19 protein-coding genes are annotated in these 16,836 nt (G+C 39.2%); 5 read left to right on the forward strand and 14 right to left on the reverse strand.

Going from position 1 to position 16,836, the window contains the following annotated elements; all coding sequences use genetic code 11:
• Positions 1–50 precede the first annotated feature (50 nt).
• The 12 genes from ACNJYY_RS18235 to moaA form a co-directional block, all read right to left on the reverse strand.
• Positions 51–548, reverse strand: a complete 498-nt coding sequence (locus tag ACNJYY_RS18235) for a GNAT family N-acetyltransferase (protein ID WP_416729540.1) — start codon at positions 546–548, stop codon at positions 51–53.
• Between the two features lie 26 nt (positions 549–574).
• A complete protein-coding gene (locus ACNJYY_RS18240; RefSeq protein ID WP_416731903.1) occupies positions 575–898 on the reverse strand; it encodes an MGMT family protein in 324 nt (107 codons plus the stop codon).
• Positions 899–981: 83 nt separating this feature from the next.
• On the reverse strand, positions 982–2,601 hold the full coding sequence (locus ACNJYY_RS18245) for an ABC-F family ATP-binding cassette domain-containing protein (protein ID WP_416729541.1): 1,620 nt from the start codon (positions 2,599–2,601) through the stop codon (positions 982–984).
• A gap of 215 nt (positions 2,602–2,816) precedes the next feature.
• Positions 2,817–4,742 (reverse strand): TRAP transporter permease, encoded by a 1,926-nt coding sequence (locus tag ACNJYY_RS18250; RefSeq protein ID WP_416731904.1) that lies wholly within the window; start codon positions 4,740–4,742, stop codon positions 2,817–2,819.
• A gap of 52 nt (positions 4,743–4,794) precedes the next feature.
• A complete protein-coding gene (locus tag ACNJYY_RS18255; RefSeq protein WP_416729542.1) occupies positions 4,795–5,253 on the reverse strand; it encodes a DUF1850 domain-containing protein in 459 nt (152 codons plus the stop codon).
• 94 nt (positions 5,254–5,347) lie between these two features.
• Positions 5,348–6,337 (reverse strand): TAXI family TRAP transporter solute-binding subunit, encoded by a 990-nt coding sequence (locus ACNJYY_RS18260; RefSeq protein ID WP_416729543.1) that lies wholly within the window; start codon positions 6,335–6,337, stop codon positions 5,348–5,350.
• A 139-nt stretch (positions 6,338–6,476) separates the two neighbouring features.
• A complete protein-coding gene (locus ACNJYY_RS18265; protein WP_416729544.1) occupies positions 6,477–6,911 on the reverse strand; it encodes a Dps family protein in 435 nt (144 codons plus the stop codon).
• Between the two features lie 12 nt (positions 6,912–6,923).
• On the reverse strand, positions 6,924–7,373 hold the full coding sequence (locus tag ACNJYY_RS18270) for a TlpA family protein disulfide reductase (protein ID WP_066397740.1): 450 nt from the start codon (positions 7,371–7,373) through the stop codon (positions 6,924–6,926).
• 357 nt (positions 7,374–7,730) lie between these two features.
• Positions 7,731–8,273, reverse strand: coding sequence for a peroxiredoxin (locus ACNJYY_RS18275; protein ID WP_416729545.1), 543 nt, complete (start codon positions 8,271–8,273; stop codon positions 7,731–7,733).
• A 184-nt stretch (positions 8,274–8,457) separates the two neighbouring features.
• Positions 8,458–9,135 (reverse strand): TVP38/TMEM64 family protein, encoded by a 678-nt coding sequence (locus tag ACNJYY_RS18280; protein ID WP_416729546.1) that lies wholly within the window; start codon positions 9,133–9,135, stop codon positions 8,458–8,460.
• Between the two features lie 64 nt (positions 9,136–9,199).
• Entirely contained in the window at positions 9,200–10,060 is an 861-nt protein-coding gene (locus ACNJYY_RS18285) for a VOC family protein (protein WP_416729547.1), read from the reverse strand.
• A gap of 132 nt (positions 10,061–10,192) precedes the next feature.
• Complete coding sequence (moaA, locus tag ACNJYY_RS18290; protein WP_416729548.1) at positions 10,193–11,212, reverse strand: GTP 3',8-cyclase MoaA; 1,020 nt, start codon at positions 11,210–11,212, stop codon at positions 10,193–10,195.
• A 377-nt stretch (positions 11,213–11,589) separates the two neighbouring features.
• Here moaA and ACNJYY_RS18295 point away from each other — a divergent pair, with 377 nt between their 5' ends.
• Positions 11,590–11,790, forward strand: coding sequence for a cold-shock protein (locus ACNJYY_RS18295; protein ID WP_066397748.1), 201 nt, complete (start codon positions 11,590–11,592; stop codon positions 11,788–11,790).
• Positions 11,791–11,961: 171 nt separating this feature from the next.
• Entirely contained in the window at positions 11,962–12,858 is an 897-nt protein-coding gene (locus ACNJYY_RS18300; RefSeq protein ID WP_416729549.1) for an STAS domain-containing protein, read from the forward strand.
• 22 nt (positions 12,859–12,880) lie between these two features.
• On the opposite strand, the gene ACNJYY_RS18305 is transcribed toward ACNJYY_RS18300, so the two are convergent.
• Entirely contained in the window at positions 12,881–13,504 is a 624-nt protein-coding gene (locus tag ACNJYY_RS18305) for a methanogen output domain 1-containing protein (protein WP_416729550.1), read from the reverse strand.
• Positions 13,505–13,783: 279 nt separating this feature from the next.
• On the opposite strand from ACNJYY_RS18305, the gene ACNJYY_RS18310 reads away from it, so the two are divergent.
• Positions 13,784–14,683, forward strand: coding sequence for a LysR family transcriptional regulator (locus ACNJYY_RS18310; RefSeq protein WP_416729551.1), 900 nt, complete (start codon positions 13,784–13,786; stop codon positions 14,681–14,683).
• Positions 14,684–14,693: 10 nt separating this feature from the next.
• On the opposite strand, the gene ACNJYY_RS18315 is transcribed toward ACNJYY_RS18310, so the two are convergent.
• The gene (locus ACNJYY_RS18315; protein ID WP_416729552.1) at positions 14,694–14,873 is read right to left on the reverse strand and encodes a Spo0E family sporulation regulatory protein-aspartic acid phosphatase; all 180 of its coding nucleotides are present in this window, start codon (positions 14,871–14,873) and stop codon (positions 14,694–14,696) included.
• A gap of 464 nt (positions 14,874–15,337) precedes the next feature.
• On the opposite strand from ACNJYY_RS18315, the gene ACNJYY_RS18320 reads away from it, so the two are divergent.
• Both ACNJYY_RS18320 and ACNJYY_RS18325 read left to right on the forward strand, forming a co-directional pair.
• Positions 15,338–16,120, forward strand: a complete 783-nt coding sequence (locus ACNJYY_RS18320) for a spore germination protein (RefSeq protein WP_416729553.1) — start codon at positions 15,338–15,340, stop codon at positions 16,118–16,120.
• 37 nt (positions 16,121–16,157) lie between these two features.
• Positions 16,158–16,835, forward strand: coding sequence for a spore germination protein (locus tag ACNJYY_RS18325; RefSeq protein WP_416731905.1), 678 nt, complete (start codon positions 16,158–16,160; stop codon positions 16,833–16,835).
• The last annotated feature ends 1 nt before the right edge of the window (position 16,836 follow it).

Here is a 16,836-nt window from a genome sequence, read left to right on the forward strand (position 1 = left end):
TTTTATCGCAATAAAAAAAGCGATTCCATTGATAGAATCGCACATCATTTCTAAATTACTGTATTGGAGAACGATTGGATGACTCTTCCCTCTTCCTTCCGATCTGTATACTGTTTCCCAGTGTATTCACCTATCACTTTTCTCCAAAACGTCTGTGCAGGTTTGTTCGCTTCTATTTGAGAAACTTGCCAATCCCCTTTATGTTTTTCAAATATCTGATAGGCTGCCAGTTTCCCCAAACCATCAAGCCTGAATCTTTTCATGATAAAAAATTCAGAGATCGACCAGTAAGGATTGTTAGACTCCTGTACTTCGCTTACTAATACAAACCCTGCTAGCTTGCCTTCTTTTTGGATCAGATAAGGAAAACGGCGACTTTCTTCCCAATAGTTATCTAGATACGCATACTGGCCAAAAACTCCATTATCGTTCACTTGAAGATCAATATACTCTGAGAAATCATAAAAATAAAACTGCATAAGATTATGGATCGTTTCTTTATCCCTTAACTCTGCTACCTTTATTACCGGAATCTGTTTCATCAGCATCTGTCAATTCTCCCTGTAATTGGTGATTAAATAGTATCTTCGCAATCTGGCGAATATCTGTAAGTTTCGATGTCCACTCTATTTTTCCCTTTAAATTGCACGCCTTCACTTTCTAATCGTGATTTTTGTGTAAAAAATAATTCCTCATCTTGAATGCCGATTTCTCCTTTTCCATTGATTACACGGTGCCAAGGCAGATCATGTTTTTTACTCATAGAGTGGAGGATACGGACGACCTGTCTAGCACTTCGCGGATTACCAGCTACGCGGGCAATCTGTCCATAGGACATGACACAGCCACTCGGTATGTTTTTGATAACTTTAATAACATTCTCAGTAAATGGTTCCATCATTTCTCCTCACTTTTTAAACAAGTAGCCAAACAAAAAAAGAGTGCTAAATCTAAAATCAGACTTAACACTCCTTCGTTGTTTTATTGATACATCAATTGACGCTGCTTTTTCAACTCGTCATTCGCCAAGTATTCATCATAAGACATTTGCTTATCAAGAATTCCCTTAGGCGTGATCTCGATAATACGGTTGGCGATCGTTTCAACGAACTGATGGTCATGTGATGTGAACATCAATGAACCTTTATAGCTGATCAATCCGTTGTTCAACGCTGTGATGGACTCTAGATCCAAGTGATTCGTAGGATCATCCATGATTAACACGTTTGATCCGCTTAGCATCATCTTAGAAAGCATACAACGAACTTTCTCTCCTCCAGATAATACAGACGGTTTCTTCATTACTTCTTCACCTGAGAAGAGCATACGTCCTAGGAATCCACGAAGGAAGCTTTCAGTTTGATCTTCAGGAGAATATTGACGAAGCCAGTCAACAAGAGTCTGCTCGCTTCCATCAAAGTATTTCGAGTTATCGCGTGGGAAGTACGCTTGAGACGTTGTTACACCCCATTTGTATGTTCCGCTGTCCGCTTCCATCTCACCCATTAAGATTTTAAATAGAGTTGTGATGGCGATCTCTTCTTTACCTACAAAAGCGATCTTGTCGTCTTTGTTCATGATAAAGCTTACGTTATCAAGTACTTTCACGCCATCGATCGTTTTCGTTAAACCGTCAACACGTAGAAGGTCATTCCCGATCTCACGATTGATGCCAAAGTTCACATACGGATATTTACGAGAAGAAGGACGGATATCATCTAAAGAGATTTTATCTAGTAACTTCTTACGTGAAGTAGCTTGTTTTGATTTAGATGCGTTCGCACTGAATCGTGCAACGAACGCTTGAAGCTCTTTGATCTTTTCTTCTTTTTTCTTGTTTTGATCTTGTGCCATACGAAGTGCTAATTGAGATGACTCATACCAGAAATCATAGTTACCAACATAGATTTGAATCTTTCCAAAATCAAGGTCAGCCATGTGCGTACATACTTTGTTTAAGAAGTGACGGTCATGGGATACGACGATTACTGTGTTCTCAAAATTGATCAAGAAATCTTCTAACCATTGAATCGCTTGTAAGTCTAAGTTGTTCGTCGGCTCATCCAGAAGAAGAACATCCGGCTTACCGAAAAGAGCTTGAGCAAGCAATACTTTTACTTTTTCAGAACCTGTTAGTTCGGATAGTTTCTTCGTGTGAAGATCTTCTTTAATGCCAAGGCCTTTAAGAAGGATTGCAGCCTCAGATTCTGCTTCCCAACCGTTTAATTCCGCAAACTCACCTTCAAGTTCAGCAGCACGGATTCCGTCTTCGTCTGAGAAATCAGCTTTCATGTAGATCGCATCTTTCTCTTGCATTACTTCATAAAGACGAGCGTGACCCATGATAACGGTCTGCATAACCTCTTGATCTTCATATTCAAAGTGGTTCTGCTTCAATACGGCTAGACGTTCGCCTGGAGTCATGTGAACGTCACCTGTTTGTGCTTCGATCTCACCAGAAAGGATTTTTAAGAATGTAGATTTACCCGCACCGTTCGCACCAATCAAACCATAGCAGTTTCCTGGTGTAAACTTTATATTAACGTCTTCAAACAGCTTGCGGTCGCCGTAGCGAAGACCAACGTTAGTTACCGTAATCATTTGGATATCTCTCCTTTTTATATATAACTGACCATCCTATCTCTATCAGCCTACATACATATATTCAAATCCGTATCCTACAAAAATGCATACTTACTGATTGTATCATAAATACGAGATGTATAACCTTACAATCTTTTACCCACATTGAAATTTTTAAACTTTGCACACATAAAAAAGCTCAGAGACACAATTGCCTCTGAGAAAATCATCTTTTAAACCGCTGGTGATGATGGTGCTTGTGTGTTGTCTTTCTTCAGAAGCCAATATTGACTTCCAAGCATAAGAGCGAACGCTGCAAGACCGATCGCGCTGAATATGCCTTCTGGATAGATCAGCAAGAAACCAACCACAACGGCTGCGATTCTTTCTAACCAAGAAAGAGGTCGCATCCAATAGCCGATCATTCCTGCACCAATGGCAATCATTCCTACAAATGCTGTCGAGATCACCCAAATGGCTTCTGTCCATGTTGTATCAATCAACATGAGCTGTGGAGAGATAACGAAAATGTAAGGAATAATAAAAGCTGCAATGGCCAGTTTTGATGACAGTATTCCGGTTCGTATCGGTTCACCGCCGGAAACCCCAGCTGCTGCAAAGGCTGCTAGTGCCACAGGAGGTGTTATATCCGCGATAATTCCAAAGTAAAAGACAAACATATGAGCGGACAGATCAGGAACACCAAACAATAAAATAGCTGGTGCAGCAATCGTTGATGTGATCACATAGTTCGCAGTCGTCGGCGATCCCATTCCAAGCACGAGCGATGCGATCATCGTTAAAATCAATGTCGGGATGAGGTAACCACCTGATAATTCGAGCAAACCGTTCGCCATCTTAAGACCGACACCAGTTACCGTAACCACTCCGACGATCATACCTGCCGCTGCTGTAGCCGCTGCAACACCAAGAGCGGTTCTCGCACCATCGGCTAGAGCTTCAAAAAAGAGCTTCGGTCCCATGCGAGTTTTCTTATTGAACATGCCTACCGCGATCGCACTCACGATTGACCACAGTGCAGCTTTTGTTACACTCATACCACTCATAAGCAAGAGAATAACCACAAAGATTGGAATTAACAAATACACCTGTTTAATAACTCTTTTCGTTTCAGGCATCTCTTCACGAGATAACCCTCTAAGACCAATTCTTTTTGCTTCAAAATGCGTCATGATCCATATTCCTGCAAAGTATAGTACCGCAGGAATGGCAGCAGCTTTGGCGATATCCCAATACGTGATACCACCTCCGATGAATTCAACCATTAAAAACGCTGCCGCACCCATGACAGGAGGCATGATTTGACCACCTGTGGAAGAAGCTGCCTCGACTGCACCAGCAAAGTTTTTATCATAACCTAATCGTTTCATCATCGGAATGGTAAAAGCCCCGGAAGTTACAACGTTAGCTACCGAGCTTCCACTGATCGTCCCTTGAAGAGCACTGGAGAAAATAGCTACCTTAGCAGGTCCGCCGACTCGTCTTCCTGCGATAACGATGGATAGATCATTGAAATATTCGCCCACTCCCGTTTTAACGAGAAAGGCTCCAAATAGAAGAAACAAGAAAATATACGTGGATGAAACCGCAAGCGGTGTTCCTAGGATACCTTCTGTTGTAAAGAACATCGTCCTTACGATCCGTTCGATCGTCAACCCTTTGTGCTCTAAGAAGCCTGGCATATAAGGTCCCATATACGCGTACACCAAGAATAGACCTGCTATGATCGTGATCGGCAGCCCAACGACCCTTCTTGTTGCTTCTAAAACGAGTATGATCGCGAGCACACCTATTAGGAAATCTTGAGTCGTTAATCGCCCTACCCTCATAACAAGGTCATCCATGAACAGGTACCAATAGGATCCGACGGCTATCGATAGAACAGCCAAGATCATATCATACCAAGCGACTTGAAAAAGTGGCTGACCTTCTTTTTTCTTTTTAGAAGCCGGAAATAGCAAAAAGATTAACGTGAGCGCAAAGCCTAGATGGATCGTTCTTTGCAGTTGTGCGGGCAATACGCCAAAAATAGCTGTATAGAGCTGAAATAATGAAAAAGTAATCAAACCGATGAGTGTGATCCAATAAAGTACACCTTTTAATTTACGAAAGCCTGCTTCTGGGTCGTACTTTTCCATTAGTTCTTGCACAGCTTGATCTGAAATTTGTTCACGCTCGCTATGCTTGTTCTTATCCAAGTTTTTTCCCTCCTATCAACCTTTGCCATACGTTCAGTTTTTCTGCTTTTATTGAAACCCAAGACCCTTTTCCACTTATTTTGGAGAAGGGATACCTATTACCTTTTAGAAGAAGTGTATGATTGGCTATAATCTGTCCGATTCGAATATCTAATGAAGGAAACGTTCTCTTCATGTTAGATAAAATATAGCTCTCACCTTTATGTTCAAAAACTTCCCCTTCAGCTGCACCAGATGGCATGCCCACTCCAAATTCCTGAAACCTCATTTCGGTCTGAAGGATCTCTTCTTGATGAACTTGATAGATTTCACGAACCGGTGTTTTATGGATCGAGTGTATGTATTCAATACTGAATTCACTGCCTTCTTTTGCATAAAAATATGCTAACAGTTTTCCTGTCTTTCCGTCCTCAATCACTACGGAATTGAAAAAAGGCACCATTGAAAACATGATTAAGATCACTAAACCCAAGATGCTTACAAAAATTTTCTTCATAAGAATACATGGACTAAAAAATAATCTTTTAGTCCATGTTTGACACCTCTTATTTTAAGATTCCTTTTTCTTCAAAATACTTTTTAGCACCAGGATGGAAATCAATCCCCATTCCTTCTACTGCATTCTCTGCGGAGATTAGCTCTCCTTTTGCGTGACTAATCTTATCCGTGTTTTCAAAGATTGCTTTTGTGATCGCGTACACGGCATCGTCTTCCATATCTTTACGAACAGTTAGCATCGAAAGAACGGCTACCGTTTTTACATCCGATTCAATCTTATAAGTACCACTCTTAACAGTATCTTCAATATAATACGGATGAGCTTCGATCAGCTCTTTAATCTTGTCATCTGCAATCGGTACGATCGTTACAGGATTCGTAGCGGATAATGCATCAACAGCACCTGTAGGCGTTCCTGCTGTGATAAAAGCTGCTTGGATATTCTTATCTTGAATTCCTTCAGTAGACTCATCGAACGACAGATGCTGCGCATCAATGTCATCCATTGTCAGACCATGAATCTTTAGAATTTGTTCAGCATTCGCAAACGTTCCACTACCTGGTGCTCCAACTGAAACCTTTTTACCTTTCAGATCTTCAACACTCTTGATTCCGCTTTCTTTTAATGTTACGATCTGAATCGTTTCAGGATATAATGTCCCGATCCCTGTTACTTGTTCAACTTTTTCTTTAAACATTTCTTTGCCTTCAACTGCATAGCTAGCGATATCTGTTTGTGTGAACGCTACATCAGCATCACCATCTTGAAGCAGCTGCATGTTCTCAACAGATGCACCTGAAGCTTGAGAGTTTGCTTCAACATCCAACTCATCTTTCACGATCTTCGCCATCTCACCACCAAGTGGATAATATGTACCGCCTGTCCCACCTGTTACAATACTGATCTGATCAAGATTTAAAGAAGCACTCTTGTCACCCGTTTCTTTCTTTTCAGATGGAGTCTCAATCTTCTGACCACATGCTGCTAGTGAAAAGGCAAGAATCAGTATAAAAAATAACGCAATTCCCTTTTTCATGTTTGTCCTCCTTTTGGAATAATTTGGTCCATTCTTAAATTTTAGCATAAGCTTCGTTAAAATTGCAGAATAATTATAATTTTTAGATATATTATTTAGACAAAAAAAGAGCGACCGAAGTCACTCTTGAAAAAATCATTTAGCTCACGAACGCACGTAGCATCCAGTTATGTTTTGCAAGGCTTTCACGAACGGATAATAACATATCATGTGTTACTTCATCACCTTCACGCTCAGTGACTTCCATTCCTTCTTTAATTTCTGCGATTAAAAGTTCGAAATCGCGAATAACGTTTTGAACCATAACTTCTGCTGATTCATTAGATTTTGCTTCTTCTACTGTCGCCAACTCTAAATATTCTTTCATCGTTGCAACTGGTGTCCCTTTTAGAACGAGCAGTCGCTCAGCGAGTTCGTCAATATTCGTTGCGGCTTCGTTGTACAGCTCTTCAAACTTTTCATGAAGCGTGAAAAAGTGAGGTCCTTTTACATACCAGTGATAGTTGTGTAGTTTCACAAACAATACATTCCAGTTCGCTACTTGGCGATTTAATACTTCTTGAATGGTATTCATAAAATCATCTCCTTATTTTGTTTCTTCGTTTAATACACGGTTCAAGCGCTTGCGAAGCATGTCCATTCCGCTTCCTCCAGCTTGGAAGTGACGAAGCTTTCCTTCTTTGTCAAACACATAGTACGCAGGGACGTATTTATTCTCAAAAGCATCCGTTAATTTATGCTCGCTGTCTACATAGATCGGCTGGGTAATATCATGCCCGATCGCCATCTGTTCGATAACACTCATGTCTAAATCATTCTCAGAGCGAGGCATATGAACAGCCACTACGTTTAGATCATCTTCATATTCATCACGAAGCTCGTTAACATCCGGCATCGCTTCTTTACACAGTCCGCAGCTTACGGACCAGAAGTGGATCAAGGTTGCTTTTTCTCCAACCAACTCTTCTTTTGTTACTTCTTCATTCAACCAAGTTGTTGCACCATCAAGTTCAGGCATTTGTTCACGTAATTTCATCTAATATTCCCTCCAAGAGTTATTCGTCAGTTTTATTTTTAAGTAATTACAAGATGTAGTTGATTTCCGTTACAGGTTGCTCGCTTTCCGCGGGGCAGGCGGTGAGCCACTTGCCGCTTTGCGCCATTAAGTGTCTCACCAGTCTAGTTGCAGTGGCTAGCCCCTCGAGGTCAAAAGTTAAACGGTCAAGAAGGCAAAGTGCGCCTTACTGGCCCATTCACCTTTTGCTTGTCGGGGCTGAACGAGCCACTTCCACTTTTCGAACTGACCGCTTGTCCCGCAGGAGTCTCGCACCTTCCACTCCAATCAACGTTCAACGAGGAAATTTCACTTAATAACCTCGAAGCAATAGTATTTTTAAAGTGTCTTTTGTCCTGGCTTCCAGTTTGCTGGGCAAAGTCCGCCTGTTTGTAAAGCTTGAAGTACCCGCAGTGTTTCATCAGCATTACGGCCGATGTTGTTGTGGAAAACAACTTGGTACATCATCTCACCCTCAGGATTGATGATGAACATGCCACGAAGTGCAACGCCTTCTTCTTCGATCAGTACTCCATAATCACGTGATACACGGTGATTCGTGTCTGCTGCTAGAGGATAGTTTAATTCACCAAGTCCGTTATCATCGCGACTCGTGTTGATCCATGCTAAATGTGTATGAACGGTGTCTGTGGAAACCCCGATTACTTCCGCATCTAAATCTTCAAATTCACTATATCTATCTGATAACGCAGTGATTTCAGTCGGACATACGAAAGTAAAATCCATTGGATAGAAGAATAGAACAGTCCATTTTCCATCTTCCATGTTTTTTTCTAAACTTACTTTTTTCGTTTCTTTATTAGGCATGATCGCTTCCATCTCAAAGCGAGGTGCTTGTTTGCCTACCATACGTTCTGCCATTTAACATTCACTCCTTATGTTTTAAATGATAATGAATATCATTATCATGTTGTTTACAATCTTTATTATACTCACTTCTATTTTGAAGTCAATACTAATTTATAATAATTATTAATAAGGAACAAGTATTGTGCTCATACGTAATCAAAAACAAAAAAGCCTTACTCCGATATTAGGAGTAAGACTATGCATTATCTTCTTTATGCTGGTGAATTTGGCTAGTAATAATCTGTTTGTTTTTTTTCATAAGGATCGGTATACAAGCTACAAAGAGCGCTAAGCCGATCGCAAGTGCAATGATTGTTCCATTCCCTTTAATAAAGCTGTCACCTAACAAGTTGTATGCGAGTGTTCCTGGTAAAACGCCAAGCATCGTAGCTAAAATGTATGAACGGAGTTTAAGTTTAGAGATCCCGGCCACATAACTTACAACATCAAAATTCAAGACCGGAATGATTCTCAATAAGAAGATATAAAGGAACCCTTTTTCCTTCAGCTGATTCTGCCATTTCTCAATTCTTGAGGGTGAATCTGCTTTTTGTTTGATCCATCTCGCTCCAAGATGCTTGGCGATGTAGAACGATAAAATCGCACCAATCGTTGCTGAGAATACGGTATAAACTGTTCCCCAGACTACTCCGAATGCTAAACCTCCTGCAAGTGAAAGAACAGAGATTGGAAATAAAGTAAAGGGCCGAATTACATTTACGATAATATAAACGATTGGCGCGACCATCCCAAAGGATAATACCCAATCACGCATAGATATGGGGGTTATTTTAAAGACAAAATGGTTGAGAGCAAATAGAAACAAAACAATCAATAAGATTACACTAATCTTCATCAAAGTGCTTTTTTTCATATAACCCCCCTCTTTGCCGTTTTTTCTTACTTTTAATATTCCTGATTTTGAGAGTTTGTAAACGTTAGCGCTGTTCGGCTTTAATCACTACTCCGTTACCTGAAGGGTCTTTTAACAAAATGTTTTCCGATTCTATATGATATGGAACTTGCTCACGTTCTAGAGCACTTAAAACTTTTTCGACTTCCAGCATCGATGGAACGATGATTTCATAATGAAGAAGTCCTGTTACATCATCTCGGTTTGCCTCGCCATCCATTCCGTTCCAAATATTCACGGCGATATGGTGATGATATCCTCCCGCTGAGATGAATAGAGCATGGTTCCCCATCCTTGTCTGTTCTTCAAATCCTAAAACGTTCATGTAGAAGTTTTCAGCTTCAGCGATATTTAATACATTCAGATGCACATGGCCCATGACCGTGTCTTCTGGCAGACGACTCCAAGTCTTTATATCTCTTTCCGCTAAAAGACTTTGTACATCTAATGGTTCGCTGACGGCTGGCAGTTTTCCTCTTTCATCTCGTACCCAATCTTTACGATCAACATCTCTGTAAATTTCGATTCCATTGTTCTCAGGATCTTGTAAATAGATCGCTTCGCTAAATCTATGGTTAGACGCTCCTAACAGTTGTGTGTTTGTTTCAACAAAGTGATACAGCACATTCGCAAGATCTTTTCTGCTTGGTACAAGTATAGCCAAGTGATATAGACCTGCGCTTTTCACTGGTCGCTGCTGGAGCTCAGGATTACCTTCTAAAATAAGGATTGGCGTTTTGCCATCAGCTGTTAATTTCACGCTATTTTCTCGTTTTGATAAAATTTTCAGACCGATTGTTTCTGTATAAAATTTAACAAGCTTCTCCAGATTCTTAACTTGTAATGCCACACTTCCGATATGAGTTTCTTTATGAATAGACGTCATCTTTCTTCCTTCTTTCCTATTAAATAGTGAAAAAGATAATTTTTATTTAATTACTTTATGTAAGTTATTATAAAATAGTTATTAACAAACTTCAACTAGCAAAAAAATGAAAAGAAAAAAAGGCTGATTCCCTCAGCCTCCAATATAGGACATTTCTATTTTTTTTCTTTCACTTATTCCTTGTTCTTTTCTTTCATCTGAATATCGATCAGAACGATTTCCCCATATTTCAACAATGCGATTGAAAATCTCCTTGTCAGAAGCACCAGCTCGTACAAATTCTTTAAGGTCAGTCCCTTTCCCTGTAAAAAGACATGTGTAGACTTTTCCATCTGCAGACAACCTCGCTCTAGTACAAGTCGAACAAAACGTATCACTGATTGAAGAAATTATACCAATCTCGCCTTGACCATCGGAGTATTGATAGCGCTTTGCAACTTCTCCATAATATTTTCGATCAACCGCTTTCAACGGCATCTCTGAATCAATCATCTTTAAGATTTCATTCTTAGATACCACTTCATCCCAATTCCAACCGTTAGAGGTGCCAACGTCCATATATTCAATGAAACGCAAAACATATGGAGTGTTTTTAAAATAACGGGCCATAGGAAGAATTTCTTTTTCATTGATCCCTTTTTTGACCATCATGTTTATTTTGACAGCAAGACCCGCTTCATATGCAGCTTCTATTCCTTTCAATACAGGAGAAACCCCTACACCTCGTCCGTTAATGTAGCCGAATAAATCGTTATCAAGCGTATCCAAACTCACGGTTACTCTATCCATACCTGCTTGCTTTAAAGAAACCGCCATCTTTGGAAGGAGTACGCCATTTGTCGTTAAGGCAATATCTTTGATTCCTTCTATTGCACGTAGACGCTTCAACAGGTCAGGAAGATTTTTACGAAGTAAAGGTTCACCGCCAGTAATTCGAATTTTTTCCACGCCTGCTTTTGCAAACTGTGAGGCAATACGTACGATCTCATCGAAAGATAATAACTCGGTTGGTGTTAAGAATGGGTAATCTGGTCCGAAAATTTCTTTAGGCATACAATAGGTACACCGAAAATTACATTGATCGGTTACCGAAATCCGCAAGTCCTGCAGCGGACGATGCAAACGATCAGTGATCCCATAACTTTCATTCATATCATCACATCATTTGTTTTAGTATTTTTATCAATGTACCACGAATAAAAGGAAGTTAAAACCAGAACCACTTACAAAAATGTAGTTCATCTATATGAAAGAGATTAGTTCATAATCACTATTTAAACAGTTAAATAGATCATTATTACCAAATTTAGTTCTATTGAACTTCGCTAATCGTTGATCCCACAGCATTTTATGATCATACCGAATATTTAATCATTTCCTTTTTCTTGTTGCACTTGTTTATTGGGTAGTAAAGTGTTACGATAAATAGGAATTATTTTTGTTCGATTGTACAGGTAAACCTATTATCTTGATATTTTTGAGCAGAGATAGTATTATTGTGCGGTTTGGCACGACAGGAGGCAACAAAAATGGAACAAGGTAAAGTTAAATGGTTTAACGCAGAAAAAGGTTTCGGATTCATCGAGCGCGAAGGTGGAGACGATGTATTCGTACACTTCTCAGCTATCCAAGCTGACGGTTTCAAATCTTTAGACGAAGGTCAAGACGTAACGTTCGAAGTTGAACAAGGACAACGCGGACCTCAAGCTACTAACGTACGTAAAGCATAATAACCCAATAGATAAACAGGACTCTTGCAAAAGAGGCCTGTTTTTTTTATGACCTCAGATTCACTTCACCCTAAACATTTCATTGTTTTAAAAATTTTTCAGTAAATTCAAACATGTGTTAATTATTTTTGTTAAAATACATTTAACGTCTTAAATAATTAGGAGTTCAAAATGGATCTTCACTTGAAGCAGAAACAAGATCAGATTGAAATCGGAACACGAATTGCTGAAAATGCTCCTCAAATTGCAGAGAAGATCATCACTAACATACAAAATAGCAACGCATATGTTTCACTTCAGCAAAATGCTCCTATGAATGAGAACGAGGAACTTCAACAATCTATTTTGTTCATTCGTTTAATTGGTGACGCTGTGTCTGGAAAAGTTACGGATTCAAAGAAAACGATCTTCGAATGGGGAGAGAATATCGGCATGCTCGCTGTTCATTCTGGCCAGCCGCTTGATACAACACTTGAAAGCACATCTTTCTATCGGGAAGTGATTTGGGATTTTATAAAAGAAGAAGGTTCACTGCAATCGATGTCTTTGGATTCCGTATTGCATATTTCAATGACGATCAATCCGATGATCGATTACGCGGTACAAGCATTCAGTAAATCATATGTGAAGAATTACCGAGAGATGAGCGAACAGTTCCATCTATCTCTTCAAGAACTATCTGTTCCTGTTGTACCTCTCTTTCCTGGCGTAGCCGTTCTGCCCGTCGTCGGCGATATTGATACGAACCGTGCAAAGCTCTTACTCGAGTCTACGCTGCAACAGTGTTTAGATCATGAAATCACTTCTTTAGTTATCGATCTATCCGGTGTGAGTTACATTGACACAATGGTGGCCCACCGACTTTTTCAGCTTGTCTCAACTTTGAAACTTTTAGGGGTTAAAACAACATTAACAGGTTTAAGTCCCGAGATTGCACAAACATCTGTGAGCTTAAATCTAGATTTTGATGAAATCACGTTAAAAGGAAACTTACTTCAAGCATTAGCTGACTTTGGATATGGAAAATTGGATAAAAATAATATACCCAACAAAAAGAACAGACTCTGACTCAGGGTCTGTTTTAATCGTTTTAGGAGTTGCCACGTTTTAATTCCTCTAACTCTTGAAGAAGTGACTCTACCATCTCATCACATTTTTTCAGCTCGTTATTAAGCATACTGATGGTCTCTTCTTCCCAAGAAAAAGGATCACCGTTTTCCGGTGTGACTGGAATATCTTGATAGATATCTCCTTGTTCCCGCCCATCAGGCTGAAAGTATATGGCTACTTCACAAGTTGGACTTCCTAGAGCGATTCTCTGACGCAGCGAAACTTTTCCATAACCAAATTTCCGTGCTGCTATTCCTCCAAGTATACTGGATGTCATTTTGCATAAGTGCGGTGCATCCTTAACAAATTCCCCGAAAGGACACTCTTTTGCACGAACTATTACATGGTCAGGCTTTACACTGACAATCTCAAAATGCCCGCCGATTGAATTTTTTAAATCAATGATGACATGAACGTATCGATCAACTGTCCAGACCGGTGGATTCTCATAAAATCCTTCTATCCATTCTCCGGTACGAAGACCGAGTTGCTCGATATATTGTTCCGCAGCAGAACCAATTGTTTTCTTATGAATATGGGCATATTGAGTAATGAGTTTTGCTAAAAAAGTGTGTCCATTCAATTCACCTTTTGAAAGGTTCATAATGCATCTACCCTTTCTTTTGAATTACATGCTGTATCATTTATTTTGGCAAGATATGGACAACACTCTTTGGATACCCGAATGAGATTGTTTAAAACATTATTTTACTCATCGGAATAAATATTTTACTCTTTAAGTTTTCTTGCACTCTTTTTATTCTAAAAAACTTTATGCTGAGGGGGACTGTTCCTGTCAGAAACAGTTTTCATTCAATTAATTTTAAGTTAAAATTAAATAAAATTGACTTAGTTAAACATAGCTTAAATAAAGGAGATAACAATGAACTTAGAGCAAATGAAATATATTGTAGAAGTGGCCAAAGAAAGCTCGATTACGAAGGCGGCAGACAAACTTCACCTATCTCCTTCAGCGATATCACAATCGATCACTCAACTCGAAAGAGAGTTTGGTGTTACTATTTTCACTCGATCTAGACAAGGTACTATACCTACTACGGATGGGAAATTTATCGTATCCAAAGCATATGAGATTCTAAAAAAAATGCAAGAGCTTCATGAAGAGTTAGCCGATAAACAACATGCCAAAACACATGTATTAAAGGTGGGATGCGCGCCTGCCCTGATGTACATCGTGTACGATGCCTTTTTGTTGTTTCATGAGCAATTTCCTGAAACAAACGTGATGATTCGAGAGATCGATCAGGATCATATATTAGAAGAAATGAAGAACGGAAATATTGATATTGGTCTAAGTCCTTTTACAGATTATGAAGTATCCAACCTTCAGCATGAAAAAGGAGTGGACTATGAATTGTTGTATACAGGACATGTGTGCGTTTGTGCAGGCAAGAAATCTTCGTTGTATTACAAAGATTTTCTTACGCCAGATGAATTGAGCGATGAAAAACTGGTGATTTATAATTCTAAAGGAGGTATAACATTCAACGATAAATACGTAAAGAACGAACAAATCTTATTCTCATCCAATAATATTGAAGTCATGCGTTCTGCGATCTTGGATGGACATGCTTTTTCGTTTGTTTTTAACTTCACCTTCAAAAACAATGCGGATGTTAAGAACGGCAACTTATCTATCATCCCGTTCAAGCAGCCTGATTTAATCTATCAAGACTTTTGGACCTTATACCCTTTAACAAAAGATTTGTCTGAAGAAGCAAAAGAATTTAAGGAAAAAGTAAAGTATCTTTTAAATCAGTAGTTTTGATCTTTTATTTAACAGATGGATTCTCCATTATTCTTTTTTGATAAAGATAGATCAGTTTGTCCAGCTTCTGACTCTGTTTGACGAGATCAACATCTGAAAAATCATTAGAACTTGGTTTTAGATCATACATTTCTTGACGACAGATTTTAATTTCTTGCAATAATATATTTAGATCAACATCCATGAATGATTTCCCTTTCTATCAACTAACTACTTCCAAATAAATGGATATGCATTTATCATAGTTGTTCTTTGTTTTTATGTAAATTTAGAAATAATTAAAGACCAATAATCTATTCTTAAGGCAACTTGTGTGTTATAAAGGAAAATCAGTTCTAAATGATCGGTTGCTTTTGACGTAATAATTTAAAACATCATTGACTAGTTGATTGGAGTGTAAGGTGTGAGACATCTAATAACGCTAAGCGTCAGGGTGGCTCACCACAAGATCCTCGGAAAGAGAGTACCTGAAACGGAGATCAAATACTTTCAAGAACTACAATATATACGAAAAGAGAAGCTTCAATCAAGCATTGGGCTTCTCTTTTCGTATGCGCATACCTGTTTATTTTCTCGTCTACCCTATTAAAGGAATAAACACCTCTTTCAATGGACATACCTAGTAAAAAACAAGGGAGGTCTGTTGTCTTGAAAAAAGAAGGAAATCCACATATAGACCACTCCCCATTATTAAGTAACAATCTATCTGCCAATCTGGAAGGGATCCAAACTACGCTTGGTCCAACGCCAGATTTAAAAATGATGCAGTACGAGATCAGAAATACATCTTTAACGATTCTGTATATGGAAGATTTAGTTGATTCAGATAAACTGCAGAACATCTTAAAATCAATTAAGTATATAAGATACGCACCACCAGTGGATGCATCGTTGTTTGAACAAATGTATTCGGATCTCTATCTGACCGCTCAAACTGCTAAGATATCAAAAACGAAAGATGTGATCAACCATCTTTTAAACGGCAAAACCATCATCTTAATGGATTCCATAAACGAAGGCTTTAGTGTGGATACATATGGCGGCAAAGTTCGGGCTATAGAGGAACCACAAACTGAATCTCTTATTCGTGGTCCTAAAGTAAGTTTTACAGAAGAAATCGGTGTCAATATAGCGATGATCCGTAGACAAATCACAGATGAGAACTTGAAGATAGAAACTTTTGTGATCGGTGAACGAGGAAAGAAAAAAGTAGCTTTGTTATATATTGGCGATGTAATCAATCCTGCAATCGTAGATGAAGCAAGACATCGTTTACAACATATAAGCATTGATGCAACTATAGACTCTGGCATTATCGAACAATCGATAGAAGACAACTTTATGTCTCCCTTTCCACAGTTTATTAGCACGGAACGTCCTGATAAAGTTGCACTCTCACTATTGCAAGGAAGATTAGCCGATTATTCCTGATCAGACAGCAAACGTACTGATCGCACCCATTTCCATTCTGGATACGGTACAGTCACCTGAAGATTATTATGAAAGATGGCACATCGGATCACTGCTGCGCATGCTGCGTGCATTCGCTGTCTTCATCGCACTATTTCTTCCATCCTTTTATATAGCTCTTGTTTCTTTTCATCAAGGCTTGATTCCTTCACGTCTCGCTTTTTCAATAGCTGCTTCGCGTGAAGGGGTTCCTTTTCCAGCATTTGTTGAAGCACTGATGATGGCCATCACGATGGAACTTTTACGGGAAGCAGGACTGCGTCTTCCGAAACCCATCGGACAAACGATTGGTATCGTAGGAGGGATCGTTATTGGAGAAGCTGCTGTTCAAGCTGGAATCGTTAGTACAGTAATGGTCATCGTAATCGCAATCACAGCAATCGCTTCTTTTACATTACCGGTCTATAGCATGGGTGTAACGTATAGAATTCTATTGTTCTGTTTTATTTTTGCTGCAGGCATGATGGGACTCTATGGAATCTCACTCGCTTTTATAGTACTTGTTATACACATCGTTAATCTGACCAGTCTAGGTATTCCATACGCAGCCCCTCTTGCTCCTATCTTTATCAACGACTGGAAAGAGCTATTCGTGCGTTTGCCTATCTCTTTTACAAAAAAGAGACCTGTTTTCTTAGATCCTGTAGATGAAGTCCGTTCAGAGAAAGAGGAATAAA

Source organism: Fictibacillus tiangongensis (assembly GCF_048083785.1).
Taxonomy (GTDB): Bacteria; Bacillota; Bacilli; order Bacillales; family Fictibacillaceae; genus Fictibacillus.

Bases quoted from the DNA above. Each gene is read 5' to 3' on its own strand.
- ACNJYY_RS18235 (WP_416729540.1), bottom strand. From the start codon at position 548: ATGCTGATGAAACAGATTCCGGTAATAAAGGTAGCAGAGTTAAGGGAT.
- ACNJYY_RS18240 (WP_416731903.1), bottom strand. From the start codon at position 898: ATGGAACCATTTACTGAGAATGTTATTAAAGTTATCAAAAACATACCG.
- ACNJYY_RS18245 (WP_416729541.1), bottom strand. From the start codon at position 2,601: ATGATTACGGTAACTAACGTTGGTCTTCGCTACGGCGACCGCAAGCTG.
- ACNJYY_RS18250 (WP_416731904.1), bottom strand. From the start codon at position 4,742: ATGGAAAAGTACGACCCAGAAGCAGGCTTTCGTAAATTAAAAGGTGTA.
- ACNJYY_RS18255 (WP_416729542.1), bottom strand. From the start codon at position 5,253: ATGTTTTCAATGGTGCCTTTTTTCAATTCCGTAGTGATTGAGGACGGA.
- ACNJYY_RS18260 (WP_416729543.1), bottom strand. From the start codon at position 6,337: ATGAAAAAGGGAATTGCGTTATTTTTTATACTGATTCTTGCCTTTTCA.
- ACNJYY_RS18265 (WP_416729544.1), bottom strand. From the start codon at position 6,911: ATGAATACCATTCAAGAAGTATTAAATCGCCAAGTAGCGAACTGGAAT.
- ACNJYY_RS18270 (WP_066397740.1), bottom strand. From the start codon at position 7,373: ATGAAATTACGTGAACAAATGCCTGAACTTGATGGTGCAACAACTTGG.
- ACNJYY_RS18275 (WP_416729545.1), bottom strand. From the start codon at position 8,273: ATGGCAGAACGTATGGTAGGCAAACAAGCACCTCGCTTTGAGATGGAA.
- ACNJYY_RS18280 (WP_416729546.1), bottom strand. From the start codon at position 9,135: ATGAAAAAAAGCACTTTGATGAAGATTAGTGTAATCTTATTGATTGTT.
- ACNJYY_RS18285 (WP_416729547.1), bottom strand. From the start codon at position 10,060: ATGACGTCTATTCATAAAGAAACTCATATCGGAAGTGTGGCATTACAA.
- moaA (WP_416729548.1), bottom strand. From the start codon at position 11,212: ATGAATGAAAGTTATGGGATCACTGATCGTTTGCATCGTCCGCTGCAG.
- ACNJYY_RS18295 (WP_066397748.1), top strand. From the start codon at position 11,590: ATGGAACAAGGTAAAGTTAAATGGTTTAACGCAGAAAAAGGTTTCGGA.
- ACNJYY_RS18300 (WP_416729549.1), top strand. From the start codon at position 11,962: ATGGATCTTCACTTGAAGCAGAAACAAGATCAGATTGAAATCGGAACA.
- ACNJYY_RS18305 (WP_416729550.1), bottom strand. From the start codon at position 13,504: ATGAACCTTTCAAAAGGTGAATTGAATGGACACACTTTTTTAGCAAAA.
- ACNJYY_RS18310 (WP_416729551.1), top strand. From the start codon at position 13,784: ATGAACTTAGAGCAAATGAAATATATTGTAGAAGTGGCCAAAGAAAGC.
- ACNJYY_RS18315 (WP_416729552.1), bottom strand. From the start codon at position 14,873: ATGGATGTTGATCTAAATATATTATTGCAAGAAATTAAAATCTGTCGT.